We start from the raw sequence: 26494 nt of genomic DNA, 5'->3' as shown, positions 1-26494 counted from the left end.
GGGATGGGGTGTCGGGGTGTCAGGAGACGAAGAGGCGGGTCTCCGCCCTCAGGTGGTTCTCGGCCAGGAGGTCGAGCGCGGGAGCGGCCGTGGCGGGTAGCGCCGCCCAGCACGCGTCGCCCATGAACTCCACGCCGATGAGATCCGGGTCCGTCGCTCGCCCGCTGTCCGGGCTCGATGCCCGCCTGTCGTCCGGGTCCACCGTCCACGGCGCGTTCGGGTCCGTCGTCCAGGGCACCTCCGGGTCCGTCGTCCACGTGTGCAGGGCCGTACGGGCGGCGCGTGCGGTCGCGCCGAGTGACGGAGCCAGGTCGGCGAGCAGGCGGTGCACGGCCACCGGGTCCAGGCCGAGGAGTCGTACGGCCGCCGTCGCCGGCCCGGTCACCGACCAGTAGGCCGCCGCCAGAGCCGCCTGCCCGGGGTCGCAGCCCGCCGCCGCGGCCGTCGCGCCGAGAGCGACCGGATGGTGCGCGCCATCGGGTACGGCTCTCGCCAGAGACTCCAGGGCGGGTGACGGCCAGATCCGGCGCGCGGTCCTGACCAGGAGCCGTCCCTGGGTGCGGGCGGCCTCCCGCTGCGCGGGCGACGCGGTCCGGGCGTCCGCCTCGGCGTCGAGCCGTCGCCAGGGGAGGATCGCCGGATCCCCTTCGCCCGTCCCCGCATCCCCGCCGAGCCTCTCCGAGGCGTCGATGGCGGCGGAGCCGAGTTCGCAGGCGGCGGCGGCGAGCGCGGCGGCGACCAGCCCGGCCGTGGCGAGCCGTCCCCGGAGGAACCGCGCCAGGTCATCGGGGCCGGTCACCGTGCCCGCGCGTACGGCCTCCTCGGCACCGCCCGAATGCGCGTGGCCTCCGGCGGGCAGCCGTGAGTCGGCGAGCAGCAGGAGCGCGGCGTGCACCGATCACCGTCCTTCGTCGTGGTCGTGGTCGTGGTCGTGGTCGTGGTCGTGGTCGTGGCCGTGGTCGTGATGATGGAGATCCGGGCCGGAGCGGACCCGCATCCCGGCGGGCCCGGCCCCGGCCGGTGAACGGCGCCGGACATCGCGTCAGAAGAGGAAATAGCGCTGGGCCATGGGCAGCACGTCCGCGGGCGCGGGTTCGATGAGTTCGCCGTCGACGCGCACCGCGAAGGTGTCGGGGTGCACCTCGATCGAGGGGAGCGCGTCGTTGAGCAGCATCGACTCCTTCCCGCGTCGCCGTACGCCGGAGACGGGGGCGAGTCTGCGGCCGATCCTGAGCCGGTCGGCGAGGCCGTCCTCGATGGCGAGAGGGCACACGAAGTGCAGCGACGTCGCCGCCGCCGTCACGGGTGCCGCGCCGAACATGGGGCGGGGGAGTACGGGCTGCGGGGTCGGGATGGACGCGTTCGCGTCGCCCATCTGGGCGTAGGCGATCACACCGCCCTTGATCACGAGGTCCGGCTTCACGCCGAAGAACGCGGGGGCCCAGAGCACCAGGTCGGCCAGCTTGCCGGTCTCGACGGAGCCGACCTCGCCCTCCAACCCATGCGCTATCGCCGGATTTATCGTGTATTTCGCGATATAGCGGCGGGCGCGGAGGTTGTCGGCGGGGTGTGCCGTCCCGCCGGCGGAAGCCGTACCGGACTCACCGGGAAGCGCGCCACGGCGCTTCTTCATGACGTGCGCGGTCTGCCAGGTGCGGATGACGGTCTCGCCGATCCGGCCCATGGCCTGGGAGTCGGAGCCGATCATCGAGATCGCCCCGATGTCGTGCAGGACGTCCTCGGCCGCCATCGTCGCCGGGCGGATCCGGGACTCGGCGAACGCCAGGTCCTCGGGGATCGACGGGTTGAGATGGTGGCACACCATGAGCATGTCCAGGTGCTCGTGGTGGGTGTTGACCGTGTGCGGCCGGGTCGGGTTGGTGGACGACGGCAGGACGTTCGGGTACGCGGCCACCTTGATGATGTCGGGGGCGTGACCTCCTCCGGCGCCCTCGGTGTGGTACGCGTGGATCATCCGGCCGCCGATGGCCGCGAGCGTCGACTCGACGAAACCGGCCTCGTTGAGCGTGTCGGTGTGGATCGCCGCCTGCACCCCCGTGTCGTCGCACACGCCGAGGCAGGCGTCGATCGCGGCCGGAGTCGTCCCCCAGTCCTCGTGCAGCTTGAACCCGGAGGCTCCGGCGCGGAGCTGCTCGTACAGGCCCTCGACGCCGACCGTGTTGCCCTTGCCGAGCAGCGCGACGTTGACCGGATAGGAGTCGAGGGACTCCAGCATCCGCGCGAGGTACCAGGTGCCGGTGACCGTGGTCGCCTTGGTGCCCTCGGCGGGTCCCGTGCCGCCCCCGACGATCGTCGTGACGCCCGACGCCAGGGCCTCGTCCAGCGACTGCGGGCAGATCAGGTGCACGTGGGAGTCGACGGCCCCCGCCGTGATGATCCTGCCGTTGCCGGCGAGGATCTCGGTGGACGGCCCGATGACGAGATCGGGGTGGACGCCGTCCATCGTGTCGGGATTGCCCGCCTTGCCGATGGCCGAGATCCGCCCGTCACGTACGCCGATGTCGGCCTTCACGACGCCCCAGTGATCGAGGATCACCGCGCCGGTGATGACGAGGTCGGGCGCGCCCTCCGCCCGGGTCGCGCGGGCCTGCCCCATGGACTCGCGGATCACCTTGCCGCCGCCGAAGACCGCCTCGTCGCCGGCGCCGGAGGGCCCCATCGCGAGGTCCTCGGTGATCTCGACGAACAGGTCGGTGTCGGCCAGCCGTATCCGGTCGCCGGTGGTCGGACCGTACAGGGCGGCGTAGCGCGCCCGCTCGACGGTGGTCATCGGGACTCCTCGGCGGCGGGACGGCGGTCGAGCGGGCCCGCCCATTCCGGGCGCAGCCCGGGGACGACGCGGTGGCCCGCCAGGGGGACGAGCGTCACGTCGCGCTCGATGCCGGGCTCGAATCTGATCGCGGTACCGGCCGGCACGTCCAGGCGGGTGCCCCAGGCGGCCCGCCGGTCGAACTCCAGGCCGGGGTTGGCCGCGGCGAAGTGGTAGTGCGAGCCGATCTGGATCGGCCGGTCCGCCGTGTTGACGACGCGCAGCGAGATCCGGTCCCTGCCCGGGTTGAGCGGGACGGGCGTCTCGCCGTACACGATCTCGCCGGGGATCATGCGATCGGCCGGTGGACGGTGACGAGCTTGGTGCCGTCGGGGAAGGTCGCCTCGACCTGGACGGACTCCAGCATCTCGGGGACGCCCTCCATGACGTCCTGGCGGCGGAGCACCCTGCGGCCCGCGTCCATCAACTCCGCCACGCCGCGGCCGTCGCGCGCCCCCTCCAGAAGGAAGGACGCGATGATCGCGGTAGCCTCCGGATGGTTGAGGCGTAGCCCCCGCCCCTGGCGGTCGCGGGCGACGCCCGCGGCGACGTGGATGAGCAGGCGTTCCTGTTCGTGTGGAGTGAGCCGCATGGCGGGACGATAGGCAGCCGCCGTTTCCGTCGCGTTTCCCGCGCATTTCTCCGGCGTATCAGGACGTGAACCGTACGTCGCCAATCATTGGGAAATTTCGGTAATAGCCAATTTGCGTATGTGATTAAGTCGGGAAATGTCGCTCGATCGCCTTGTCGGCAGACAGGTCGGTGCGGGGGCCGTATCGGCAAGGAGGAGCGATTTGGGCAACCTCCAGGTGGCGCTGGAGGCGGCGCCGCACAAGGACGGCGGCGCCGTGGACGAGGCCCTGGAGGTCTTCCCCGACGGGTCGATCCGCCGGCCGGTCACGGCGAACTCGCTCGGCTCAGCGAGCCAACCCCCTTTACTAGTAGGGATTGGCGGATTTATGCTGCGGGCGCCGCGTCCACCCCCCGATCCCGAGGAGCGCTGCCGTGTCCGCGACGACACCACCACCAGAGCCGGCGGCCGTACCCGACGAAGCCCGGCCGCACACACCTCCCGAAACGCCCTCCGAACCAGTCTCCGAACCAGGCTCCGAACCAGTCTCCGAACCAGGCTCCGGAACCGCCGCCGACGTACCTCCGGAGGCGGAGGCGGTGAGTGAGGCGGTGAGTGAGGCGGTGGCTGAGGAGACGGCTCAGGAGCAGGCGACCGCCGCGCCCCGGCCGGAGCGCACGCCCGTCCTCGACTGGGTCTCCGTCGGCGTCGCCGCGGTGATCGTGGTGGCCGCGATCACCGGCCTCCTCCCGGAGGTGGGCTGGTGACCACGGACACCGTCGCCCCCGCCGCGTCCCGGAACGACCTCGCGGCCAGGGCCGCCGCCCTGATCCCCGGCCTCCTCCTGCTCGCGGCCATCGGCTACGCGGGCAAGCTCGCCGAGACCGGGGTCAAGCAGCTCGCCGAGAGCACCGGTTGGTCGTTGCCGAACATCGAGTACGTCCTGTGGGCGATCCTCCTCGGCCTGATCATCACCAACACGGTCGGCGTCCACCGGATCTTCAGGCCGGGGATCGCGACGTACGAGTTCTGGCTCAAGCTCGGCATCGTCCTGCTCGGCGCCAGGTTCCTCCTCGGTGACGTGCTCAAGCTCGGCGGCGTCAGCCTGGCGCTCGTGGTCATCGAGCTGTTCGTCGCCATCGGCGTGGTCGTGCTGATCGGGCGCTGGTTCAAGCTCGGGCCGAAGCTGATCTCGCTGCTCGCCATCGGCTCGTCCATCTGCGGCGTCTCCGCGATCATCGCGGGCAAGGGCGCCATCGACGCCGACGACGAGGACGCCTCGTTCGCCATCGCCGCGATCCTCGCGTTGGGCGCGTTCGGGTTGTTCGCCTATCCGGCGATCGCCCACCTGATCGGGATGTCCGCGCACGAGTTCGGCCTGTGGGCCGGTCTCGCCGTGGACAACACCGCGGAGGCGACCGCCGCCGGCGCGCTCTACTCCGACGAGGCCGCCAAGGTCGCGGTGCTCGCCAAGTCCACGCGCAACGCCACGATCGGCTTCGTCGTGCTCGGCTTCGCCCTGTTCTGGGCGGCGCGCGGGCAGGCACGGGCGGTCGGCAGCCGGACCCGCTTCCTGTGGGCCAAGTTCCCGAAGTTCGTGCTCGGCTTCCTCGCCGTGTCCGTGCTCGCCACGGCCGGGCTGATCGCCAAGGCGGACCTGACCTCGCTCGGCAACCTCTCGCGCTGGGCGTTCCTGCTGACCTTCGCGGGCGTCGGGCTGAGCACCGACTTCCGGGCGATCCGCCGCCAGGGGCTGCGGCCGTTCGCCGTAGGAGCACTCGCCGAGGTCACCGTCACCGTCGTGACGCTCGGCCTCGTCGTCGCCGCCTCGGCCTGGATCGGCCTCTGACCAGCGCCGATCCCACGAACTCCGGTGCCGTACGGCCGGCGCGGGCCGTACGGCACCGGATACGGGGGAGGTCGTGGGACGTCAGGGAGGGGAGGATGTCAGCCCTTGATCTGCCGGATGATGCTCTCGTCGCCGATCTCGCCGTCGCGGGCCAGCAGGAATGCCTTGCTCAGGATCAGCGCGAGCCGGCCGTCCTCCTCGAAGGGGAGGAACACCCGTTCGGCCTCCGAGCCCGGCGCGCTGACGATGCACAGGTACACGTCGCCGGGATCCATGAGGATGTTGGCGCTGCCCAGGTGGATCTTGTATGTTCGCAGGTCGCCGCGGACCACCAGGTAACGATCCGTCAGGGTGCAGCGGTCCGCGATCGCCGTACGGGGCAGGAGGCGGGCCAGCGCGTCGCGACGGACCTCGGCAGAGGGCGGCAGCGCGCCGAAGGCGGCCGTGCGCCAGTAGTCATAGTGGCGCTCGGTGCCCCGGTCGGCCCAGCCGGGGTCGGCGGCGATCGACGTGACCGCGACGAACAGGTCCACGTCCCGCATCGCCTCGCTGAACACCAGCGGGGGCACCTCGGCGAGCGCCGCCCGCCGCCACTCGCCGTCGGCGTTTCGATGGAAGCGGACCTGGTCCGTCACGGCGTGGTCCCCGCCGAGACTCTCGTGGAAGAACGACGCCCGCCAGCGCCCTCCGGCGAGCACGCGCCGAGCCTCGCCGTCGCCGCCGCCGTCCCACGGGCCCAGCAGGTCGGCCGACCAGGCGCGCTGCTTGAACAGCGCGTACAGCGTGCGGTAGTCCACGACGTGGGCGGCGAACCGGTTGGAGTAGACGCCGGTCTCCTCCTCGGCCGGAGTGAGCAGGTAGACCTCGCGGAACGCCTGCTTGAACGGCTGCCTGACCCGCTCCCCGGTGATCCGCTCGCGCCAGGCGCGCACCTCGTCGAGGGGCGCGCGGGCCGGATGCCACAGCCGCACCGGAGCGTCGGGCGGCGGCTCGGGCCCGGTGGTTCCGGTGGTCCCCGTGATTCCGGTATCGCCGAGCGTGCTCCGCCAGTGCCCCGGAGACACCTCGATCTCCCAGACCAGCCGCCGTGCGACCGTCCCGGCGATCGGATGCTCCGCCATCCGCTCACGCCAGGTCGCGTACGGATGACGCGCGTCGCCCGGGTATCCCGCCTCCAGCGCACGGACCAGCGTGGTCAGTTGCCGGCGGACCTGCCCGGTGAGCTCGCGCAGGCGCTTGACCTCGTCGGGATGGTCCCGCCGCACCGCCGCCGGAGCCGCCTTGAACCGCTTCTCGCCCTGCCACCACGTCAGCTCGACGTCGTCGCCGATCGAGATCATGGCCGTGTGCTCGCCGAGGGGCACGCGGAGCCGTCCGCCGGGTTCGAAACCGAGGTCCGGCATCCGGAAGGCCACCTCTACCCGATCGGCCAGCGCATGCTCGATCCGCTTGAGCATGCGGTCAAGTTGCTTGGGCACGCCCGCGTGCCGCGTCAGCGCCCGCGCGGTGCGCAGCGCGGAGATGGCCTCGGGTGTCGGGAAATCCTCCACCGCGCGGCCGATCTCGAACAGCAACCCCTGAGAGGGCAGGGTCTTGGCCGCCGTGGGCGCGACCGCCACACCGCGCAGCAGCCGGTCGAGCAGGCCGGGCAGCCACGGCTCGTCCCGCCACAGCGCCAGCCGCACGGCCCGGCCGAGCGCCTCCTTCTCCGCGTCGTCGAAGGCGCGGTCGGCCCGGTACGGGATCTCACGCGCGTGGATCGCGGCGATCCGGGCTTCGGCGGCCTCCAGAGCCGTACGGGCGAAGGCGACGTACTCCGGGATCGCGGCCAGCCGCTCCCAGGTGTCCGGCAGCGGGGGAAGGGAGGTGTACGACCTCTCCTGCAGAGCCTCCACCAGCAGGGCCCTGCGCTCCGCGTCCCAGCCGAGGAGCAGATCGATCTCGTCGAGCGCGATCGGCCCTCTGCCCTCCTTGAGCACCGCGGTCACCTCGTCGTCCAGCCCGGCGATCCCGGCGACCGCCAGCAGCGCGTACGCATCCCCGGTCCGCTCGGCGCGGAGGTGGAAGCGCACCAGCGTCCGCGCGGATTCGGTGAGGTCGGCGAGCGGCGGGCCGCCGGGACAGCGCGGCAGCGAGGCCACCGCAAGGGGCAGGTTGGACCAGTTGCGCGCCTCCAGCCCGTCCACCAGGGCCTGGAACAGATCGGCACACGCCTCGGGCGTGAACGACGTCCGGCGTTCCTTGGCGGCGCTCTCGACCGCGAACCTCGCCGACATGGCCGTGCCGACGATTTTCGTCGTCCGGTAGGCGACGGGGAGCAGGGTCCCCAGATCGAAGGCGGTCAGCTGGGACGAATGCGGCCAAGGGTCCGGATTGTCGGTACTCGGGTCGGTCATGACCGTGTACAGCAGTTGTGCCGACGGGGAGAGTCGCACGCGGGTCACCCCTTGATCCGGCAGGCGAAGGACGGGGCGGCGATGACGGCGGTGCCGTGGGCGAGGAGGAACGCCGCGGACGGTTCGATCGGTGACCTGCCGCCGTCGCCGACGAATGGCAGGAGGACCCGGAGGCCGTGGCCGCTGACGCCCACGTCAGCCTCCGACCAGGGGAACGAGCTTGATGAAGGACACCACCGGGTCGGCGGTCAGGTCGATCTCCACGTCCAGATCGTCGATCTGCCGCTCACCGATCAGCAGGATGAACCCGTTGCGGGCGAAGGCCGCCTCCGCGGCGTCGGCCTGCCGCTCCCAGTCGAGCCTGCGGGCGGTGCGCATCCGGTAGCCGTTCAGCTCGGCCTCGGCCTCGCTCGGCTTGACCAGACCGCGGAAGTGGTGCGAGGGAGCCGCGTTGTACCGGGCGACCTCCTCTCGCACGCGCAGCCGTACCAACTCGCGGGCGGAGATCCGCTCCGGCAGGCCGGGCAGGACGAACTCGTCCAGAGCCTTGCCGGTCGCCGTCTCATCGCGGAAAGTGACCAACGCCATCGGATGTCCTTTGATCGCCGGGGTGATGCCGAAATTCTTAGCAGCCGGGCACGACAGAACCGCGACACCGGAAACCCGCCCCGAGATCGTCACCGTAGGGGCGGGACCGCGTTCTTGGCCCGCTGGAGGGCGATGGCCGGCCAGAAGGCACCGCCGGGTGGGGGCACGAGCCCGTAGGCCGGATCCTTGGGGCCGGAGGTGCCGCGCGTGCAGGTCCCGTTCGATTTCGTGGGGTCACGAATCCACAGATAGGCGTCGGCCAGCCGGCTCGCGGTCCCGGTGGTGGGGCGGACGCCCATGCCGCGACCGGGAGGGTTGCACCAGGTCTGCGGGTCCTTGTACGTCCCGGCCCGCGGCTCCCATTCGCCCGTGCCGTTCCGGCTCGTGTCGATCACGAAGTGGGGCAGCCCGGCGGTGTCGTCGGCGACGGCGTCGACCTCGGCGTCGAGACAGCGACCCGCCCCGCTCGCCGCGATCACGTGCACGCACTTGGCGAGCTTGGCGCCGTACGCCTCGACCTGCTCCGTCGGCTGGAACCCCGACGCGTTGAGGTAGTAACCGTCGGCCTTGTCCAGTCCGGAACTGATCAGCCGGGTCGCGGCGTTCTTGAGTGACGGCCAGTACTCCTGGCCGCCGTCGAGGTAGACCGCGGTCTTCGGCAAGGCGCCGAGGCGCTTGACCGCTTCGGAGAGCTGGTCGTAGCGCGCCTGCTCGCCCTTGTCGCCGCCCAGGTCGCATCCCGGCGTGCCCGGCACCTTGGAGAGGCTGTTGGGTTCCAGGACGACCACGGCCGCGCGGTCGCCGATGGCGGTGGCTATCGCGCCGATCCACGAGGAGTACGCCCGGGAGTCGCGCAGGCCGCTGGAGTGGCAGTCCCGCAGCGGGATGCTGTCCGTGACGAACACCGGAACCGCGTCCTGCTTCGCCGCCACGTCGAGTGCCGCGTCGGTGACCCGGGCGGCCTCGGAATCCGACATGCCGCTCAGCCACACGGACTGCGGAACCTTGGCGAGCGCCCGCATGACGGCCGCGTCCCCGGCCCGCCCGGACGCCTCCCAGATGGACGACTGGCGGGCGGCGTCGTTGTCGGGGCTCGCGTAGAACCGTACGGTCCGGGCGCCCATCGGGTTGCCGGCCTTCGCGCCGTCGTTCGCGCCGTTCGACGTGTCGCCGGGCTCGCCGCCCGTGCCGCTGTCGGGGGACGTGTCGTCGTTCGCGGCCGTCGCGGGCGTTCCCGTGGACGCCTCCGGAGACGTGGTGGAGATCGCCTGCCGCTGTGCCCCCTTGTCGCCGTCGGCCGGCGAGGTCCGCACGGCGATGACGACCCCTGCCGTCACGATCGCGACGACCGCCGCTCCCACGCCCACGAGGGCTCCGGTCCGGCGTCTCGTGACGACGGTGTCACCGGTGTCACCGGTGTCGCCCGCGCCATGGGCGCCTCCGGTTCCATCCGTACGGCCGGTGCCCCCGGTGCTCTCCGCGTACGCGGACCGGCCGGGGCGCATGACGGGAACGGCCGATCCGGTGCCTGGGGACGGGAGGGCCTCGGCGGGGGGCGATGAAGGCCGCTCCGCCGTACCCGACGGCGTGTCCCCTGTGGGGGTGTGGCCGGTGAGGGTGTCGACGAGCTGTTGCGCGGTGGGGCGCCGGTTGGGGTCCTTGGCGAGAGCGCCGGCGACGACGGCGTGGAGGGCGGGTTCGAGTGCGGTGAGATCGGGTTCGTGGTGGACGATCCGGTACAGGACGCTGGGGAGGGAGCCGTCGCCGAAGGGCGCGCGGCCTGAGGCGGCGTAGGCGATCAGGGCGCCCCAGGCGAAGACGTCGGAGGCGGGGGTGACGCGTTCGCCCCGGGCCTGCTCGGGCGCCATGAAGGAGGGGGTGCCGACGATGACGCCGCTGGTGTGGGATCCGGGTTCGGCGAGTTGGGCGATGCCGAAGTCGATGACTTTGGGGCCGAGGGGGGACAGCAGGACGTTGGCGGGCTTGAGATCGCGGTGGATCACGCCGGCGCTGTGGATGGCCTGGAGCGCGACGGCGACGCTGACGGCGAGCGTTTCCAGGCTGGAACCGGTCAGCGGGCCCTGGGCGCGCAGGGCCTCGTGGAGTGTGGGGCCGGGGACGTACTCGGTGACGAGGTAGGCGGTGTCCCCGTCGACGTCGGCGGCGAGGACGGGGGCGGTGCAGAACCGGGCGACGCGTTGGGCCGCGGCGATCTCGCGGGTGAAGCGGCGGCGGAAGTCGGGGTCCGTGGCCCACTGGGGGTGGATGAGTTTGACGGCGACGTTTCGGCCGTCGGGTGCGCGGCCGAGGTAGACGGTTCCCATGCCGCCCTGGCCGAGCCTGCGCAGCAGTGTGTACGGTCCGGCCTGCCGCGGGTCCCCGTCGCGTAGGTCGTGGTTCGCTGCGGATTCGTCGTGGTTTCCACCGTTTGACACCACTGCGGGATCATAACCAGGCAAACGGGGGCCTTCCAGGCGTTCAGATATGGAGCTGCCACGCGGTCCAGGTGTCGAGGATCCGGTAGCCCATCCGTTCGTTGATCGCCAGCATGTGCGCGTTGGAGTCGGCGTTCCAGGTGACGATGCGTTCGACGGCCGGCTCGCAGGCGTGGAACCAGGCGGCGGTGGCCAGCTTGAGCACCGTCCCGAGCCGATGACCGCGATGTGCCCGGATCACGCCGGTGTCGATCTGCCGCGCCCACCCGCGCGCGTCGTCCGCGTCGACCAGGAGCCGGGTGAACCCGGCGGGCTCACCGCTCTCGGCATGCCTGGCGATCATGGTGTAAGGCGTGAGCCCCGAGTTCACGACGCCCTGGTCGAGGGTGCGGAGCCGCTCCGCGGTCCACCGGTGATCATCCATTTCGAGATCGCCCAGCGGCTCGTCGTTCATGGACGTCATCAGCAGGGCCATGTCGTCGAGCAACTCCTCACCGGCCGGTCCGGTCCAGCGTTCGAGGGAGTACGCCCGCGCGTGTCGAGCGGCGTCGGCCCGCATGAGCTCGTAGGACGCCCAGTCGACCGCGCGCAGGTCGAGGACCCGGCGCGCCTCCGCCGTGGCCGGGGCGAAACCGCGGGCGCGAGCGAAGTCCGCGCCCGGCCCGAACGCCACAGTCTCGCCGACGAGAAGACGGCGGCCCTCGCCCCGTGCCCGGTCGATCACGCGGTCGAGCAGCGCCCCGCCCAGCCCATCGCGCCGCCGGTCGGGATGGACGGCGAGAAATCGCAGGCTGGCCACATGGGTGTTGTCCTCTTCGGGGTAGTACACCGTGCAGCCGCCGGCGATCTCGCCGTCCACTCCGACGACCCAGGTCTCCGCGCGCTCGCCCGACCAGCCGCCTTCCAGCTTGGACGTGAAGTGGCGCCGCGACGTCGGCGCGCCCGGATCTCCCAGGGCCTCGTGCACCGCGTACAGACCGGCGACCAGACCGGCGACGCGGTCACGGGGGTCGGCGAGATCGAGGCGCTCGATGTGCATGTTCACCAGACAACAACACCGCCCGGCCGGTGAGCGAACGATTTATCCGGGCTCGAATGGCCACCCAGGGCCGAGGGGTACGAATGGCCCCGGATCGCGCGGATTCCCCGGATCGCGCGGGTTCCGCGGATTGCGCGGACGGGTCCGGTCGTCCCCGGGACCGCGGTCATTGCTCGTAGTCCTCGATCTCGCTGACGGGCCGGGGGACGGCGAAGTCGGGATCCTCCCCGGCGTTCCTGCTGGCCCGGCGCCTCCTGAGCAGGTCCCAGCACTGGTCGAGGCCCTGTTCCAGGGTCCTGATCCGCTCGTGCTCCTCGTCCGTGGTGACCTCTCCCGCCGCCAGCCTCATGCGCAGGATGTGCTCCTCCTCGATGAGTTCGCCGATGCGGCCGAGGATCTCGTCGTCCTTCATGCCCAGCCCCCTCTCACCCGGTTTCAGGCTATGCGGTGACCACCCGCGGCGTCCGATTCATTCATCACCGTCTGCTAGTGTGCTTGACATGCTGCGCGGGCTTCTTCTTATCCGCCGCGGCGAGGGCCTGTAAGAGGCCGGCTCCCTCGCCGCGGAGACAGCCGTGCGCGTCGGCCGCCCCAGGTCTTTTTACCGGTGGCGAGCCCTTCTCCCTGATCGGGATGTTCGTTTCTCCATGCTCGTGCCGGCGTGTCCTACGAGGAGCATGATGTACCCGCAACAGCAGCCCAGCCCCATGCCGTACCACCGCTACACGCCGTTCGAGCCGATCCGGCTGGCGGACCGCACCTGGCCGGACAAGGTCATCGAGAAGGCGCCGCAATGGTGCGCCGTCGACCTGCGCGACGGCAACCAGGCGCTGATCGACCCCATGGACGCGCACCGCAAGCTCAAGATGTTCGAGCTGCTGGTACGCATGGGGTACAAGGAGATCGAGGTCGGCTTCCCCGCCGCGTCCCAGACCGACTACGACTTCGTCCGCCAGATCATCGAGGAAGACCGCATTCCCGAGGACGTCGTCATCCAGGTGCTGACCCAGGCGCGGCCCGAGCTGATCGAGCGGACCTTCGAGTCGCTGCGCGGAGCCAAGCAGGCCATCGTCCACCTGTACAACTCGACCTCGACGCTGCAGAGGCGGGTCGTGTTCGGCCAGGAGAAGGACGGCATCACGGCCATCGCCGTCGAGGGCGCCAAGCTGTGCAAGAAGATGGCCGCCGAGATGGACGGCACCGAGATCTACTTCCAGTACTCGCCGGAGTCCTTCACCGGCACCGAGCTGGAGTACGCCGTCGAGGTCTGCAACGCCGTCAACGACGTCTGGCAGCCGACCCCCGACCGCAAGGTGATCGTCAACCTGCCGGCCACGGTCGAGATGGCCACGCCGAACATCTACGCCGACCAGATCGAGTGGATGAACCGCCACCTGGCATACCGCGACTCGATCGTGCTGTCGCTGCACCCCCACAACGACCGCGGCACCGCCGTCTCCGCCGCCGAGCTGGGCTACATGGCCGGGGCCGACCGCATCGAGGGATGCCTGTTCGGGAACGGCGAGCGTACCGGCAACGTGTGCCTGGTGACGCTGGCGATGAACCTGTTCTCCCAGGGCATCGACCCCGAGGTCGACATCTCGGACATGGACGAGATCCGGCGCGTCGTCGAGTACTGCAACCAGCTGCCCGTCCACCCCCGTCACCCGTGGGGCGGCGAGCTGGTCTACACCGCCTTCTCCGGCTCCCACCAGGACGCCATCAAGAAGGGCCTGGAGCACCTGGAGCGTGACGCGGCCGCCGCGGGCACCCCGGTCGACGAGTTCACCTGGGCCGTGCCGTACCTGCCGATCGACCCGAAGGACATCGGCCGCAGCTACGAGGCGGTCATCCGGGTCAACAGCCAGTCGGGCAAGGGTGGTGTCGCCTACATCATGAAGGCCGACCACCAGCTCGACCTGCCGCGCCGCCTGCAGATCGAGTTCTCCCGCGTGGTCCAGGCCCAGACCGACGCGGAGGGCGGGGAGGTCACCCCGGCCGCCATGTGGGAGGCGTTCACCGACGAATACCTGCCGAACCCGGCCAAGCCGTGGGGGCGCCTCGGCCTGCTGGCCCACCGCGGGTCCTCGGGTGTGGACGACAAGGACATGATCAACGCCGACGTGCGCGTGGACGGGCAGATCCGCGAGATCGAGGGCGTCGGCAACGGCCCGATCTCCGCCTTCTGCGACGCGCTGCGCGGCATCGGCATCGACGTGCGGGTGCTCGACTACACCGAGCACGCCATGAGCGCGGGGACCGACGCCAAGGCCGCGTCGTACGTCGAGTGCGAGGTCGGTGGCGAGAACGGCCCGCGGACTCTGTGGGGCGTCGGCATCGACGCCAACACCACCACCGCGTCCCTGAAGGCGATCATCTCCGCCGTCAACCGCGCCTCCCGCTGACACCCCAGTACTGATCGCGTGGGAGAACGGGCACGACCTGCCCCGATCCTTCACCGATCATCAGAGACGTCTGGTTCCGTCTTCGCCCACAAGGCTTCGACGACCCTGCCGCGAGGGGCGGCATCCGTGCGACCCACGGATGCCGCCCCTTTCCGTTTCGTACAGGAACGGGAGACGGTCGCTCCGATCACCACGTCCCGATGGACGCGCTCGTATGGGCGAGGGCCGAGGAACGCGTGAATCGCGCCATGAGCGCGGCGTCAAGCGCACGGCGGGAGGCGTACGGCAGATCGCCATGGGGTTGATGAAAGTGTCGTGCCGGCGGGGGCGTCAGGCGGGGAGGCCCAGGAGGCGGGCGAGGCCGGTCATGTTGTGCTCGAAGAACTCGGCACGATGCTCGATCGTGTTGTTGAACTGGCCGAACAGCTCGAAGCTCACCATGCCGTACAGGCAGGTCCAGGCCGTGACCGCCCGGCTGATCACGTCGTCCGACGCCCCGGGGATGAGCGTACGGACCGCGTCGGCGTCGGAGGAGATGATCGCCGGCGGCTCGGGCAGGATGGCGGGCGGGTTCAGGCGCCCGGCCGCGACGGCGTCGCCGACGATCTGGCCGAACACGGCGGTGTCCCGTGCCGCCGGGGCGATGGTGTCGTCCGGGGCGCGGTAGCCCGGCACCGGCGACCCGTAGAGCAGGGCGTACACATGCGGGTGGGCGAGTGCCCATTCCCGTACGGCGCGGCACACCGCGAGCCAGCGTCCCGTGAAGTCGTCACGCGCGCGGGTCGCCTCGGCCTTCTCGACGGCCTCTCCGAGTGCGTTGTAGCCGTCGATGATCAGCGCGGTGAGCAGGTCGTCCCGGCTCGGGAAGTAGCGGTAGATCGCGGAGGAGACCATGCCCATCTCCCGGGCCACGGCGCGCAGGGACAGGCCCGTGGCTCCGTCGACGGCGAGGTGACGGCGGGCGATGTCGGTGATCTCCCTGATCAGCTCGGCTCTGACTCGTTCCCGTGCGGTACGGCTCGCGCTCATGTCCTGGAGGTTATCAGAGCGGCGGCAGGATTCGAGAGCACCGCTCTTGACTACACTGCTCCAATGAGAGAGCATTGCTCTCGAATGAGAGCGATGACTCAAGGAGTTGCGATGCTGACCGTGGCCAAGGGAGCCAACCTCGCCCTGATGTTCTTCCTGGAGCTCGGCGTGCTGATCGCGGTGGGGTACTGGGGGTTCACCCTTGGCGCTCCTCTCGGGCTCAGGATCCTCGTCGGCCTCGGCGCTCCCGCGGTGTTCGCCACACTCTGGGGACTCTTCGCCGCGGCCAACGGCGCGAGGTTCCCTTTGCACGGCCTCGCCAGGGCCGCGTTCGAGATCGCGTGGTTCGGAGGCGGCGCGGTCGCTCTCGTCGCGTCCGGGGTCGCCACCGGGGGTGCGGTCTTCGCCGTCCTCTATGCCGTCAACGCCGTCCTCCGCCTGGTTTGGGACCAGGTCTGAGCGACACCGCCCCGTAGGAGACCGAGAGTAGGGAGAGAAGTCATGGGCAAGCACGTCATCGTCGGCGCCGGTCAGGTCGGCGGCAGGGTCGCCGAGACGCTCGCGGCGGCGGGCCACGAGGTGGTCGTGGTCACCCGCTCGGGCTCGGGCCCCGACCGGGCGGGGATCACGCGGGCCGCCGTCCCCGCCCAGGACGCCACGGCGATGAGGCGCCTGGCGGAGGGCGCCGACGCGCTCTACAACTGCGCGAACCCGAAGTACCACCGCTGGGCGGAGGACTGGCCGCCGATCGCGGACTCGCTGTTGGGCGCGGCCGAGGCGACGGGAGCGGTCCTGGTCACGCTGGGCAACCTGTACGGCTACGGTCCCGTGGACGGCCCGATGACCGAGGACGCGCCGCTCGCGTCCACCGGGACCAAGGGCCGGGTACGCGCCGAGATGTGGAAGCAGACGATCGCCGCCCACCAGGCGGGGCGGGTACGGATCACGGAGGTGCGCGGTTCCGACTACTTCGGCCCCGGCGCGTCGGACCAGTCGTTCCTCGGGGACCGTTTCCTCGACCCGCTGCTCACCGGACGGCGGGCGATGACCCTGAGTGATCCCGACATCCCGCACAGCTGGACCTACCTGCCCGACGTCTCGGCCGCCCTGGTCACGGTGGCGACCGACGAACGTGCCTGGGGCCGTGCCTGGCACATCCCCACGAGCCCGGCGCTGAGCATCCGGGCCATGGCCGAGCGCCTGTGCGATCTGGCCGGGGCCCCCGGTCCCCGGCTCGTACGACTGCCCGAATGGGCGCTCATGGCCGCGGGCGCGGTGTCGCCGTTCCTCCGCGAGATGAGGGAGACCCGCTACCAGTTCGACCGGCCCTTCGTCCTCGACTCGTCCGCCTTCACCGCGACCTTCGGTGTCGCCGCCACCCCGATGGACGAGGCGCTGAAGGAGACCTTCGCCCGGTGGCGGGCCCGATGATCACGTGAGCACGGGCGCGTACCAGGGAGGGCCGGGAGAGCGGGGAGAGCGGGGAGCGGACAGCGAGATCCGCGCGACCGCGCCGCATCTCGCCGCGCTGACCAGGACGCTCATCGCGGCGGGGGATCAGGACGCGGGGTGACATGCCGGACACCCCCGACACCGTCAAAGCGATCGCGGGAATCCAGCCGAACGCGGTCACCCCGGCGGGGCGACGCCCCGCCCGCAGCAGGTACGCCACCGATCGCATCTCAGGCGACCCCTCACGACGGCCGGGCGCGCTTGGTGCCCGTCTCCTCGATGCGGCGCAGGGTGGCGAGCTGCTCGCACAGGGCGTCGAACCCGGCGGGTGTGATCCGGTACGGCCTGCGGCGTTCGACCACGGGTAGCGGCTCGATCCACCTGCGTTCCTCCAGTCGCATGAGCGCGCCGTAGAGGGTGCCGGGTTCGAGGGCCGTGCCGGAGAACTCCTCGATGTCCTGGATCATGCGGTAGCCGTGCTTGTCGCCCTCGGCCAGGCTGACCAGCACCAGCAGGGCGACGTCGGTGAAACGTCCCAGATCGGGTTGACGGCGTGCCATGGCCATCTCCTTTATTCAGTTTCACTTAGTAAGTCAAAATTAGCAATAGCGATAGGCTCCGGCGCATGAGAATCGGGATCATCGGGCTCGGGGACATCGCGGAGAAGGCGTACCTTCCGGTGCTCGCGACCACGCCGGGGATCGTTCCGCACCTGTGCACCCGGAACGAGGACACCCTGGCCAGGCTCGGAGCGGCGTACCGGATCGACCGGCTCTTCACCACCGTCGGCGAACTGGTGGAGGCGGGGATCGAGGCGGCGTTCGTCCACGCCGCGACGTCCGCGCACGCGCCGCTCGTCGAGGCGCTGATCGACGCGGGCGTGCACGTCTACGTCGACAAGCCGCTCGCCGACAACCTCCCCGACTCAGAGAGGCTCGTACGGCTGGCGCGTGACCGGGGCAGGTCGCTGATGGTGGGGTTCAACCGCAGGTACGCCCCCGGCTACACGGCCCTGCGTGACCTGCCGAGAGACCTGGTCATCCTGGAGAAGAACCGGGTGGGCGCCGCTGCGGACCCGCGTACGGTGGTCTTCGACGACTTCGTCCATGTGGCCGACACGCTGCGGTTCCTCGCGCCGGGAGAGGTCACGGACGTCCGGGTGCGCACCCGCGTGCGGTCCGGGCTGCTCGAACACATCGTGCTGGAGCTCGGAGGCGACGGCTTCACCGCCATCGGGGTCATGAACCGCGTCGGCGGCTCGACCGAGGAGACCTGCGAGGTGATGGGCGGCGGGCGCAAGCGGCGGGTGATCGATCTCGGCGACGTGGTGGACCACGCAGGGGGCGAGACCCTGTCCCGCAGGCCGCCCTGGACGCCGGTCGCGCGCCAGCGCGGCATCGAGCAGATCTGCCACGCCTTCCTGGCCGCCGTGCGCGAGGGCCGTACGATCTCCGCCGAGGACGCGCTCGTCACCCACGCCATCTGCGAGGACGTCGTCACGGCCGCGCTCGCCGACGCCGGTCTTCTGGCGAACACGGGCTGATCCGTCCCCAGGAGGAGACGGGATCAGCCCAGTCGAGGATCAGCCCGGTCGGGGATCAGCGGGAGGAGAGGTACTCCTCGCCGAGAGCCCGCAGCCGGGCGTGCGCGGACTCGTAGATCGCGGGGCGGCCGAGGTAGGCCTTGGGCAGCTTGGCGACCATCGTGTAGTTCGTGTCGCACACGTTGCCCACCGGCGCCTCGCCGCCCTGGCTGACCAGTTGGTACGCGTCGAGTTGGTCGAGGCCGGTGAGCGAGGCCGCCCAGGTGACGAGGTCGTGCTGGCTGATGCGGTACGCGTCTTCGAGCGGCCGGGCCGAGCCCGTGGACATCAGGTGGTCGTCGTCCTCCAGACGCGGCCACGGCGTGGTGACGCCCTTGATGAGCTCGACGGCGACGACGGTGTTCATCGCGGCCTCGACGGCGGTGCCGCAGACCTCGCCGTGTCCCTGGCGGCAGTGCCCGTCGCCGATGGCGAACAGGCCGCCCGCCACGTTGACCCCCAGGTAGACCGTGACGCCGGCCCGCAGCTCGGGAGTGTCCATGTTGCCGCCGTGGGCGTCCGGGGTGATCGTCATCCGCGCCTCGGCCGCGGCGGGCGCGACCCCCACGGTGCCGTGCATGGGGTCGAGCGGCATCTCGACGCTGAAGTCGCTGCGCCTGGCCTGGTAACGGACGAGGCGCTTCTCCACGTCCACCTCGTACATCCACACGACCTCGTCGAGGGGCGGCTGGAGCATCGCGGTGGTGTGGGTGCCGGTGAGCGCTCCGAAGTGCGGGAAGGTCGTGGAGACGGCCCAGTCGCGCGCGGGCTCGATGGAGACGAAGTGCAGGGCGAGCGTGTCACCGGGCTCCGCCCCCTCCACGTGGAAGGGACCGGTGACGGGGTTCAGGAAGGGGAACTCGCACACCTTCGACGGCAGGTCCTCGGGGCCGCGCACCCGCCCGCCGAAGCAGTCCTCCGTGAAGAGTTCGAGGACCGTGCCGGGGGCGACTCGGGCCACGGCGGGCCGCCCGCCGAAGGTGTAGGCCAGGTCCTCGGCCGTGGGCCGGAAGGAGACGACGTTCACTCGGAGACCTCCGTCTCGTCGGGAAGGGTGGGGCGACGGCCGATGAGGATGAAGGTGATCAGGATCAGCACGCCGAGTGCCAGCCAGATCAGGCCGACCGCCTGGGCGGCCACCTTGGCGTTGACCACAACGTACAGCAGGATCAGGAAGCCGATCGCCGGGGCGATGAGGTGCCGCCACCAGTCGCGGCTGCGCCGCCGTACGACGTAGTGGACGACGACCGAGACGTGGAGCGCGAGGAAGGCGGTCATCGCGCCGAAGTTGATGAGCGAGCTGAGCTGCTGGATCCCGTCATCGTTGGCGAGGATGAGGCCGAGGACCAGCGAGACGGCGGCGGTGAGGAACGTGGCGTTGACCGGTACCTTGTGCCTCGGGTGGATCTTGCCCAGGAACCGTGGCAGCAGCCGGTCGCGGGCCATGGCGAACAGCAGGCGCGAGGTGGCGGCCTGGGCGACGAGGGAGTTGGCGAAGCCCCAGGCGACCGCGGTGGCGACGGCGGTGAGCACGCTCAGCCAGTGCCCGCCGGCGTACTCGGCGACGTCGTAGAACGCGTTGTCCCCGCCCTTGGTCAGGAGTTCGGCGCGGTTCGGCGTGAGCAGCGCGGCGACCCAGGTCTGAGTGATGAACAGCAGACCGGCCAGCATGAGCGCGCCGACCATGGCGCGACCGAGCTTGCGGGCGTCCTCCCGGCTCTCCTCGGCGAGCATCGAGATGCCGTCGAAGCCGAGGAAGGACAGCACCGCGACCGAGACGGCGCCGAACACGAGCGGCCCGGAGAACGTCGAGGAGTCGAAGATCGGGCTGAACGCGTCGCCGTGACCCCTGCCCTGGGCGAGGGCGACGACGCCGACGACCAGGAAGATCGCCAGCACGATCAGCTCGGCGACCAGCATGATCTTGTTCATCCGTGCGGTCATCTGGATGCCGAAGTAGTTCACCGCCGTGTTGAGGACGATGAAGAGGATCAACCAGGCCCAGACGGGAATCACGGGCACGAACGACGCCATGGCCGCGCTCGCCACGAGATAGAGCAGCGTGGGCACGAGGATGTAGTCGAGCAGGATCACCCAGCCGGCGAGGAAGCCGACCGGGGCGGCGATCCCGCGGCCCGCGTAGGTGTAGACCGAGCCGGCCATCGGGAACGCCTTGGACATCTGCGCGTACGACAGGGCGGTGAAGGCCATCGCGACCATGCCGATGACGTACGCCAGTGCGACCATGCCGCCCGACGCCTGGAAGACGCCGCCGAAGATGCCGAACGGCGCGATCGGCACCATGAAGATCAGGCCGTAGATGAGTAGGTCGGTGAAGCTCAGCGAGCGTTGTAACTGCTGTTGGTATCCGAAACGCTCCACGCCGTTCGCGGCGCTTCGCGATGGCGCGGGCGAGGACGGCGCCGCGGAGGGAGACGACATCAGAACTCCTTCGAACGCTGGGGGCAGAGCGTACGATAGGACTAATCCTTGAAAAGGAAAAGATTTCGTTTGAAAATTTCTTTGTCGGCGGCGTGACCGTGGCGGTCAGGAAGGAAGAGCCCGGCGCGCCCCCTGTTCACAGGACGGAGTCCCCACGCGGTTCACCGACCGGTTCGCATGAGGTTCGCCGGAGGGTCCACAAGGGCGGTCCACAAGGGGACGGCTCGTAAGGACGGCTCGCAAGGACGGTTCACAGGTTCACCGGGCAGGGGAGGAGGTCACGACATCGAAGTCCAGCCCGTCGGCGCGTCCCAGATAGACGCGCTGCCACACGTGCCGATCCCGGAGGGTGAGCGGCCCCCTCCCGGTGATGACCGTGGTCCCGTCGGCGACCGCCTCGACCGCGGGCACAGCGAGGGAACCCGAGCGGGCGGCGAGCGCGGCGAGCATGAGAACGCCTTCGTAGCACCCGTGCCCGTGCCCGTTGAGCAGCGGCGCGGCCGGGCCGAACCGTCGCGTGTAGCGCTCCTGCAGCCAGAGGTTGTCGTCCGTGGTGATGCCCCCGAAATAGCCCATCGCGGTATAGAGCTCACCACTGGAATCGCCTCCGATGGCCAGCAGGCCGTGCTCCTCCAGCGCGCCGCAGAGACGGGCACAGTCCAGCCCGCTCGCCGCGAACGCCCGGTTGAACTCGATCAGGTCACTGCCGATGAGGTTGAGCAGCACGACGTCCGGTCGTACGGCGGCGAGCTCCTCGATCAGCGGCGCCATGTCGCGGGTGCCGGCGGGGAGGAAGCGCTCACCGACGATCCGCGCCGAACAGGACATCAGATGGACGCGCGCGGACGCGTGCACCAGGTACGGCCAGATGTAGTCGTTGCCCAACAGGAACCAGCGCCTCGCCCGCCGGTGCTCGATCAGCCAGTCGATCCCCGGGGCGACCTGCGAGGACGCGGGCTCTCCGAGGAAGTAGACCCCGGGGGAGCGGGCACCGCCCTCGTATGGAGGCGTGTAGACGAACGGGGCCGCGCCGCGAAGCGCGCGCTCGATCCCGACGCGCACATCGCTGGCGTGGGTTCCGACCACCGCCCGCACGGCTCCCGCGCGCACCAGCCCGGCGACCTCGGCGCCGACCTCGGCGGGGCTCCGGCCGCCGTCGATCAGGACCAGCTCGACCGGCCTGCCGAGCATCCCGCCCGCGCCGTTCACCTCCGCGGCCGCCAGCACCGCGCAGTTGATCGCGCACGGTCCGACGAGGCCGAGCACGCCGGAGACGGGCACGACCAGGCCCACGCGGAGCGTGTCCGCCCTGAGCACATGCGCTTCCAGGGGATCGATGACCATCGTGGCGGGATCGATCACGAGGGGAGAGTATCCTCCATCCGCATCCGCGCAGGGAAGCGGGAAAAGCACAAGAAAACGCAGGAAGGGAGTGGTTCGTGGCCATGTCGGGGTCGAGCCTCCTCACGCACGAGCCGAGCGTTCCGTGATGACGGCCGGATCCGGTGACGCGAGCCAGGTCAGGCTTCCCTCGGAAAAGGCGGAGGCGCCGGTGACCTCTCCTGGCCTGGAGTCCTCGCTCGCGTACCTCCTGAGCCGTGCCGAGCGGGCGGTCAACCGGAGCCTCGGGGCCGCGCTCGCGAGCGAGGAGGTCTCCGTCGAGCAGTGGCGTATCCTCCAGGCGCTCGCGGACGGGCGCGGCCACTCCATGGGCGGTCTGGCCGAGGCCGCGCTGATGCCGCACCCCACGCTCACGAAGGCCGTCGATCGGCTCGTCGAACGCGCCGTCGTCTATCGCGGGCACGATCCCCTCGACCGCCGCAAGGTGGTGGTCTTCCTCGCGGATCGCGGACGCGAGCTCCTGGCCCGCCTGGAGGCGGGGATCGCCGAACACCGCCGTGCCGTCCTCGCGGCGTACGGCGCGGCCCGCACCGAACGGCTCATGCGCGAACTCGACCTTCTGGCACGCTCCCTCGGCGGCTGAGCCGCGCGGGGGCGGAGATCGGTTGAGCCGCGCGGGAGCGGGGACAGTTGAGCCGCGCGGGAGCGGGGACAGTCGAGCCGCGCGGAGGCGGAGATCTGTCCTGGACGGCACCCTCCGTCCGCGAATGTCGGGAAGCGTCCTCTCGCGCGCTCGCGTCCGGCGCCACGCCTGCAGTAGACCTGTAGGCGTGGCACAACTGGTGATCGGCCCGCTGCTCCGTCATGCCGACGCGGCGAGCGCGACCATATGGGTGGAGACGACCGAGCCGTGCGCGGTCACGGTGCTGGCGGGCGAAACGCGCTCCGAGGAGCGCACCTTCACCGTTCACGGGCACCACTACGCGGTCGTCGACGCCGCCCTCCCGGAGGTCACGCCGCCCGGCGGCACGCCGTACCGGGTGGAGCTGGACGGCGAGGTCGTGTGGCCGCCCCCGGGCATGCCGCCCACCGTCGTCCGGCCGCTCACCGCCCTGCGCCGCCTGGTCTTCGGCACCTGCCGGACCAGCGTCCCGCACGACGGTCCGTACGTGCTGACGCACGGCGTGGACGTCCTGCGCGCCCACAGCCTGCGGCTCATGGAGTCGGGTGAGCTCCCGGACCTGCTGGTCATGCTCGGCGACCAGGTGTACGCCGACGAGCTCTCACCGGACATGAAGGACTTCGTCGCCGCCCGGCGGAGTGACGGTCCCGAAGAGGTCGTGGACTTCGAGGAGTACGCCGAGCTCTACCGCCGGGCGTGGTCGGATCCGCCGGTCCGCTGGCTGATGGCCACGGTGCCCACCCTGATGATGTTCGACGACCACGACATCAGGGACGACTGGAACACCTCGGCCGCGTGGCGCGAGCGGATGGCCGGGGTTCCGTGGTGGCGGCGGAGGATCGTGTCCGGTCTCGGCGCCTACTACGTCTACCAGCATCTGGGCAACCTGACCGCCGAGGAGCGCGGGGCGGATCCCGTGCTCGCCGCGCTGAGGGCGGGCGACGACGGCGCGGCGCTGGACGCGTTCGCCGCGCGGGCCGACGCCGAGCCCGCCTCCGTCCGCTGGAGCTACCGCAGGGACATCGGATCCAACCGGGTGATCATGCTGGACAGCCGGTGCGGCCGGGTCCTCACCCCCGGCGCGCGGCGGATCATGGACGACGACGAGCGGGCGTGGCTGGAGGAGTCGGCCACCGGCGACGTGGACCACCTGATCGTCGGCTCGTCGCTGCCGGTGCTCCTGCCCACGGGCATCCATCACGTCGAGAGCTGGAACGAGGCCGTCTGCGACGGCGCCTGGGGCCGGCGGGCCGCCCGGTGGGCCGAGCGGCTGCGCCAGCTCGTCGACCTGGAGCACTGGGCGGCGTTCCGCGGATCCTTCGAGCACCTCGCCCGGCTGCTCACCGGCGTCGCCTCGGGTGAGAGGGGACGTCCGCCGGCCACCGTCCTCCTGCTGTCCGGCGACGTCCACTACTCCTACCTCGCCTCGGTACGGCCGAAGCGAGGGAGACGCGACGGGAGAGGCCGGATCCACCAGATCGTCTGCTCGCCGATCCGCAACCCGCTCAGCCGTACGCTCAGGCTGGCCAACGTGGTCGCGTCCTTCGCCGTGGCGGGTCCGCTCGGGAGCCTGCTGGCCCGGGCGGCCCGCCTGCCGAGGCCGCCGATCCGGTGGCGGCTGGCGGCCGGGCCCTGGTTCCAGAACGCGCTGGCCACCGTCGACCTCACTCCGGACACCGCCACCGTGACCTGGCGGACCCACGACGCCGAGCTGGGGGCGATCAGGCTGCCCTGAGCTCCTCCAGGGCGGCGGCGAGCTGGTCCACCGCCCAGCCGAGGTCCTCCCGGGAGACGACGATCGGCGGCGCGAGGCGGATCGTCGAGCCGTGGGTGTCCTTGGCCAGCACGCCGCGGCGCATCAGGGCCTCGCTCACCTGGCGGCCGGTCCCCAGCGAGGGGTCGACGTCCACACCCGCCCACAGGCCGCGCCCGCGTACCGCGACGACGCCCGAGCCGACCAGCTCGCGCAGCCGCCCGTGCAGGTAGTCGCCCAGCTCCCGCGCCCTGGCCTGGTACTCCCCGGTGCGCAGCAGCCTGATGACCGCGCTGCCGACCGCGCACGCGAGGGGGTTGCCGCCGAACGTCGAACCGTGCTGGCCGGGCCGGATGACGCCGAGGACGTCCGCGTTCGCCGCCACCGCCGAGACCGGCACGACGCCGCCGCCCAGAGCCTTGCCCAGGACGTAGATGTCGGGGACGACGCCCTCGTGATCACAGGCGAAGGTGTCACCGGTGCGGCCGAGCCCGGACTGGATCTCGTCGGCGATGAACAGGACGCCCCGCTCGGAGCACAGGTCGCGCACCGCCGAGAGGTAGCCGTCCGGCGGCACGAGCACGCCCGCCTCGCCCTGGATCGGTTCGAGCAGCACGGCGACCGTGTTCTCGTCGATCGCCTCGCCGATCGCCTCGGCGGAGCCGTACTTCACGAGCCTGAACCCCGGCGTGTACGGCCCGAAGCCGTCGTGGGCGTCCGCGTCGGTGGAGAAGCTCACGATCGTGGTGGTGCGACCGTGGAAGTTGTCCTCCATCACGATGATGTTCGCCTGCTCCGCGGGAACACCCTTGACCTCGTATCCCCATTTGCGCGCGACCTTGATGGCCGTCTCGACGGCCTCCGCGCCGGTGTTCATGGGCAGGATCATGTCCTTGCCGCACAGGTCGGCGAGGCCCGCCGCGAACTCCGCGAACTGGTCGTGGAAGAACGCCCGGCTGGTCAGCGTCAGCCGGTCGAGCTGCTCACGGGCCGCCGCGAGGATCTCGGGGTTGCCGTGGCCGAAGTTGAGCGAGGAGTAGCCCGCCAGGCAGTCGAGGTACCGCCGGCCGTCGACGTCGGTCACCCAGGCGCCCTCGGCCGAGTGGAGGACGACCGGCAGGGGGTGGTAATTGTGCGCGCTGCGGCGCTCGCTCAGCTCGATGAGGTCCGTGGCGTTCGTGGTGGTGTTCATGACGGGCTTCATGCTGCCGAGACCTCCCGGATCTCCAGGGTGCAGCACTTGGGGCCGCCGCCCGCCTTGCGCAGCTCGGACAGGTCCACGGGGACGACCGTGTAGCCGAGGCGCTCCAGCTCCAGCGACAGACCCGTCGCCTCGGCGTTGATCACCACGTTGGCGCCGTCGCTGACCGCGTTGAGCCCGAGGACCGCGGCGTCCTCCTCCGTGGCGATCACGGCGTCGGGGAACATGCGCCGCAGCACGTTGCGGCTTCCCTCCGAGAACGCCCCGGGGTAGTAGGCGACGTTCTGCCCGTCCAGCGGGAACAGCGCGGTGTCCAGGTGGTAGAACCGCGGGTCGACCAGCCGCAGGGTGACCACCGGGCGGCCGATGAACTCCTGGGCCTCCACATGCGCCGCCACGTCGGTGCGGAATCCAGTGCCCGCGAGCACCACGTCGTCGAGCGTGAGGAAGTCGCCCTCGCCCTCGTTGGTGTGCGCCGGCTCCATCGTCTCGAAGCCCCGGTCGGCGAACCAGCGCAGGTAGGCCGGGCCCTCGGCGGCGCGCTCCGCGTGCGTGAACCGGGCGCCGTAGACCCGGCTGTCCACCACGAGGGCGCCGTTCGCGGCGAAGACCATGTCGGGAAGGCCGTCCACGGGGTCGATGAGGCTCACCTTGTGCCCCAGCTCCTCGTACGCCCTGCGCAGCCCCTCCCACTGCTGTACGGCTCGCGCCGCGTCCGCGCCCTGGTCCGGGTCCATCCACGGGTTGATCGCGTAGGTCACGGCGAAGAACTCGGGACGGCACATCAGGTAGTGCCGTGCCGTACCCGTCCGATCGCCGCCCGTGACGGCGGGCAGGGTCGCAAGAGCCATGCGGAACTCCAGGGAGAAGGTGGTTGACTGCTCCTCAGCCTAGAAACC

The 26494-nt window shown here is 70.9% G+C and carries 27 protein-coding genes; 10 read left to right on the top strand and 17 right to left on the bottom strand.

The features are described 5' to 3' along the window. Positions 1 to 19 precede the first annotated feature (19 nt). Positions 20 to 895, bottom strand: coding sequence for an urease accessory protein UreF (locus tag IMZ11_RS10035; RefSeq protein ID WP_228639871.1), 876 nt, complete (start codon positions 893 to 895; stop codon positions 20 to 22). On the opposite strand from IMZ11_RS10035, the gene IMZ11_RS45120 reads away from it, so the two are divergent. Further along, positions 890 to 1024: a hypothetical protein gene (locus tag IMZ11_RS45120; protein ID WP_255706232.1), complete on the top strand. Its 135-nt coding sequence runs from the start codon at positions 890 to 892 to the stop codon at positions 1022 to 1024. The two genes, IMZ11_RS10035 and IMZ11_RS45120, sit on opposite strands and share 6 nt — an antisense overlap. 18 nt (positions 1025 to 1042) lie before the next feature. On the opposite strand, the gene IMZ11_RS10030 is transcribed toward IMZ11_RS45120, so the two are convergent. From IMZ11_RS10030 to IMZ11_RS10020, 3 genes are read right to left on the bottom strand one after another with little or no spacing between them, the layout of a single operon-like run. Further along, positions 1043 to 2791 carry an urease subunit alpha gene (locus tag IMZ11_RS10030; protein ID WP_228639869.1) on the bottom strand — a complete coding sequence of 583 codons (1749 nt, stop codon included), beginning with the start codon at positions 2789 to 2791 and terminating at the stop codon, positions 1043 to 1045. Continuing rightward, positions 2788 to 3123: an urease subunit beta gene (locus IMZ11_RS10025; protein ID WP_228639867.1), complete on the bottom strand. Its 336-nt coding sequence runs from the start codon at positions 3121 to 3123 to the stop codon at positions 2788 to 2790. The genes IMZ11_RS10030 and IMZ11_RS10025 overlap by 4 nt, the downstream gene beginning before the upstream one ends. Next, positions 3120 to 3422 (bottom strand): urease subunit gamma, encoded by a 303-nt coding sequence (locus IMZ11_RS10020; RefSeq protein WP_228639865.1) that lies wholly within the window; start codon positions 3420 to 3422, stop codon positions 3120 to 3122. Before IMZ11_RS10020 ends, IMZ11_RS10025 begins: the two co-directional genes overlap by 4 nt. 578 nt (positions 3423 to 4000) lie before the next feature. Here IMZ11_RS10020 and IMZ11_RS10015 point away from each other — a divergent pair. Both IMZ11_RS10015 and IMZ11_RS10010 read left to right on the top strand, forming a co-directional pair. After that, positions 4001 to 4168 carry a hypothetical protein gene (locus IMZ11_RS10015; protein WP_228639863.1) on the top strand — a complete coding sequence of 56 codons (168 nt, stop codon included), beginning with the start codon at positions 4001 to 4003 and terminating at the stop codon, positions 4166 to 4168. After that, on the top strand, positions 4165 to 5250 hold the full coding sequence (locus IMZ11_RS10010; RefSeq protein WP_228639861.1) for a YeiH family protein: 1086 nt from the start codon (positions 4165 to 4167) through the stop codon (positions 5248 to 5250). Before IMZ11_RS10015 ends, IMZ11_RS10010 begins: the two co-directional genes overlap by 4 nt. 98 nt (positions 5251 to 5348) lie before the next feature. Here the strand turns inward: IMZ11_RS10010 and IMZ11_RS46145 are convergent, their stop codons facing one another. The 6 genes from IMZ11_RS46145 to IMZ11_RS09980 all read right to left on the bottom strand — a co-directional run bounded on the left by IMZ11_RS46145 (position 5349) and on the right by IMZ11_RS09980 (position 12120). Then, the gene (locus IMZ11_RS46145; RefSeq protein ID WP_228639859.1) at positions 5349 to 7685 is read right to left on the bottom strand and encodes a DUF4132 domain-containing protein; all 2337 of its coding nucleotides are present in this window, start codon (positions 7683 to 7685) and stop codon (positions 5349 to 5351) included. Between the two features lie 5 nt (positions 7686 to 7690). Then, positions 7691 to 7840 carry a hypothetical protein gene (locus tag IMZ11_RS10000; RefSeq protein ID WP_228639857.1) on the bottom strand — a complete coding sequence of 50 codons (150 nt, stop codon included), beginning with the start codon at positions 7838 to 7840 and terminating at the stop codon, positions 7691 to 7693. Between the two features lies 1 nt (position 7841). Next, positions 7842 to 8234: a hypothetical protein gene (locus IMZ11_RS09995; RefSeq protein WP_228639855.1), complete on the bottom strand. Its 393-nt coding sequence runs from the start codon at positions 8232 to 8234 to the stop codon at positions 7842 to 7844. Between the two features lie 89 nt (positions 8235 to 8323). Next, positions 8324 to 10672, bottom strand: a complete 2349-nt coding sequence (locus IMZ11_RS09990) for a glycoside hydrolase family 6 protein (RefSeq protein ID WP_228639853.1) — start codon at positions 10670 to 10672, stop codon at positions 8324 to 8326. 40 nt (positions 10673 to 10712) lie between these two features. Continuing rightward, positions 10713 to 11708, bottom strand: a complete 996-nt coding sequence (locus IMZ11_RS09985; RefSeq protein ID WP_228639887.1) for a GNAT family N-acetyltransferase — start codon at positions 11706 to 11708, stop codon at positions 10713 to 10715. A 166-nt stretch (positions 11709 to 11874) separates the two neighbouring features. Continuing rightward, entirely contained in the window at positions 11875 to 12120 is a 246-nt protein-coding gene (locus IMZ11_RS09980; RefSeq protein WP_228639851.1) for a DUF2630 family protein, read from the bottom strand. Between the two features lie 268 nt (positions 12121 to 12388). Here IMZ11_RS09980 and leuA point away from each other — a divergent pair, with 268 nt between their 5' ends. Then, on the top strand, positions 12389 to 14113 hold the full coding sequence (gene leuA, locus IMZ11_RS09975; protein WP_228639885.1) for a 2-isopropylmalate synthase: 1725 nt from the start codon (positions 12389 to 12391) through the stop codon (positions 14111 to 14113). 330 nt (positions 14114 to 14443) lie between these two features. Here leuA and IMZ11_RS09970 read toward each other — a convergent pair whose 3' ends face one another. Next, positions 14444 to 15142 (bottom strand): TetR/AcrR family transcriptional regulator, encoded by a 699-nt coding sequence (locus tag IMZ11_RS09970; protein WP_228639849.1) that lies wholly within the window; start codon positions 15140 to 15142, stop codon positions 14444 to 14446. A gap of 93 nt (positions 15143 to 15235) precedes the next feature. On the opposite strand from IMZ11_RS09970, the gene IMZ11_RS09965 reads away from it, so the two are divergent. The 3 genes from IMZ11_RS09965 to IMZ11_RS09955 are packed head-to-tail and all read left to right on the top strand — an operon-like array spanning position 15236 to position 16715. Beyond that, positions 15236 to 15601 carry a YrdB family protein gene (locus IMZ11_RS09965; protein WP_228639847.1) on the top strand — a complete coding sequence of 122 codons (366 nt, stop codon included), beginning with the start codon at positions 15236 to 15238 and terminating at the stop codon, positions 15599 to 15601. 42 nt (positions 15602 to 15643) lie between these two features. After that, positions 15644 to 16573, top strand: a complete 930-nt coding sequence (locus IMZ11_RS09960) for an NAD-dependent epimerase/dehydratase family protein (protein ID WP_228639845.1) — start codon at positions 15644 to 15646, stop codon at positions 16571 to 16573. Between the two features lie 4 nt (positions 16574 to 16577). After that, positions 16578 to 16715 carry a hypothetical protein gene (locus tag IMZ11_RS09955; RefSeq protein WP_228639841.1) on the top strand — a complete coding sequence of 46 codons (138 nt, stop codon included), beginning with the start codon at positions 16578 to 16580 and terminating at the stop codon, positions 16713 to 16715. 121 nt (positions 16716 to 16836) lie between these two features. Here the strand turns inward: IMZ11_RS09955 and IMZ11_RS09950 are convergent, their stop codons facing one another. Continuing rightward, positions 16837 to 17154: a PadR family transcriptional regulator gene (locus tag IMZ11_RS09950; RefSeq protein ID WP_228639839.1), complete on the bottom strand. Its 318-nt coding sequence runs from the start codon at positions 17152 to 17154 to the stop codon at positions 16837 to 16839. A gap of 65 nt (positions 17155 to 17219) precedes the next feature. Between IMZ11_RS09950 and IMZ11_RS09945 the strand changes: the two genes are divergently transcribed. Beyond that, positions 17220 to 18137, top strand: coding sequence for a Gfo/Idh/MocA family protein (locus IMZ11_RS09945; RefSeq protein ID WP_228639837.1), 918 nt, complete (start codon positions 17220 to 17222; stop codon positions 18135 to 18137). A gap of 55 nt (positions 18138 to 18192) precedes the next feature. On the opposite strand, the gene IMZ11_RS09940 is transcribed toward IMZ11_RS09945, so the two are convergent. The 3 genes from IMZ11_RS09940 to IMZ11_RS09930 all read right to left on the bottom strand — a co-directional run bounded on the left by IMZ11_RS09940 (position 18193) and on the right by IMZ11_RS09930 (position 21980). Next, entirely contained in the window at positions 18193 to 19203 is a 1011-nt protein-coding gene (locus tag IMZ11_RS09940; RefSeq protein ID WP_228639835.1) for an acetamidase/formamidase family protein, read from the bottom strand. Then, positions 19200 to 20618 (bottom strand): APC family permease, encoded by a 1419-nt coding sequence (locus tag IMZ11_RS09935; RefSeq protein WP_228639833.1) that lies wholly within the window; start codon positions 20616 to 20618, stop codon positions 19200 to 19202. The genes IMZ11_RS09940 and IMZ11_RS09935 overlap by 4 nt, the downstream gene beginning before the upstream one ends. Positions 20619 to 20876: 258 nt before the next feature. Further along, positions 20877 to 21980: a substrate-binding domain-containing protein gene (locus IMZ11_RS09930; protein ID WP_228639831.1), complete on the bottom strand. Its 1104-nt coding sequence runs from the start codon at positions 21978 to 21980 to the stop codon at positions 20877 to 20879. Between the two features lie 127 nt (positions 21981 to 22107). Here IMZ11_RS09930 and IMZ11_RS09925 point away from each other — a divergent pair, with 127 nt between their 5' ends. Both IMZ11_RS09925 and IMZ11_RS09920 read left to right on the top strand, forming a co-directional pair. Then, on the top strand, positions 22108 to 22602 hold the full coding sequence (locus tag IMZ11_RS09925; RefSeq protein WP_228639829.1) for a MarR family winged helix-turn-helix transcriptional regulator: 495 nt from the start codon (positions 22108 to 22110) through the stop codon (positions 22600 to 22602). Positions 22603 to 22789: 187 nt separating this feature from the next. Then, positions 22790 to 24376 carry an alkaline phosphatase D family protein gene (locus IMZ11_RS09920; protein WP_228639826.1) on the top strand — a complete coding sequence of 529 codons (1587 nt, stop codon included), beginning with the start codon at positions 22790 to 22792 and terminating at the stop codon, positions 24374 to 24376. Here the strand turns inward: IMZ11_RS09920 and rocD are convergent. Both rocD and ddaH read right to left on the bottom strand, forming a co-directional pair. Next, positions 24363 to 25586: an ornithine--oxo-acid transaminase gene (gene rocD / locus IMZ11_RS09915; RefSeq protein WP_228639824.1), complete on the bottom strand. Its 1224-nt coding sequence runs from the start codon at positions 25584 to 25586 to the stop codon at positions 24363 to 24365. The genes IMZ11_RS09920 and rocD overlap by 14 nt on opposite strands. An 8-nt stretch (positions 25587 to 25594) precedes the next feature. Beyond that, positions 25595 to 26446 (bottom strand): dimethylargininase, encoded by an 852-nt coding sequence (ddaH, locus tag IMZ11_RS09910; protein ID WP_061259688.1) that lies wholly within the window; start codon positions 26444 to 26446, stop codon positions 25595 to 25597. Positions 26447 to 26494: the final 48 nt, after the last annotated feature.

Origin of the sequence: Microtetraspora sp. AC03309, from assembly GCF_020826795.1 — a bacterium.
GTDB classification, from domain to species: domain Bacteria; phylum Actinomycetota; class Actinomycetes; order Streptosporangiales; family Streptosporangiaceae; genus Microtetraspora; species Microtetraspora glauca.
The sequence above is the reverse complement of the archived record's forward strand: the minus strand, read 5'-3'. Positions and strand labels throughout refer to the sequence as shown.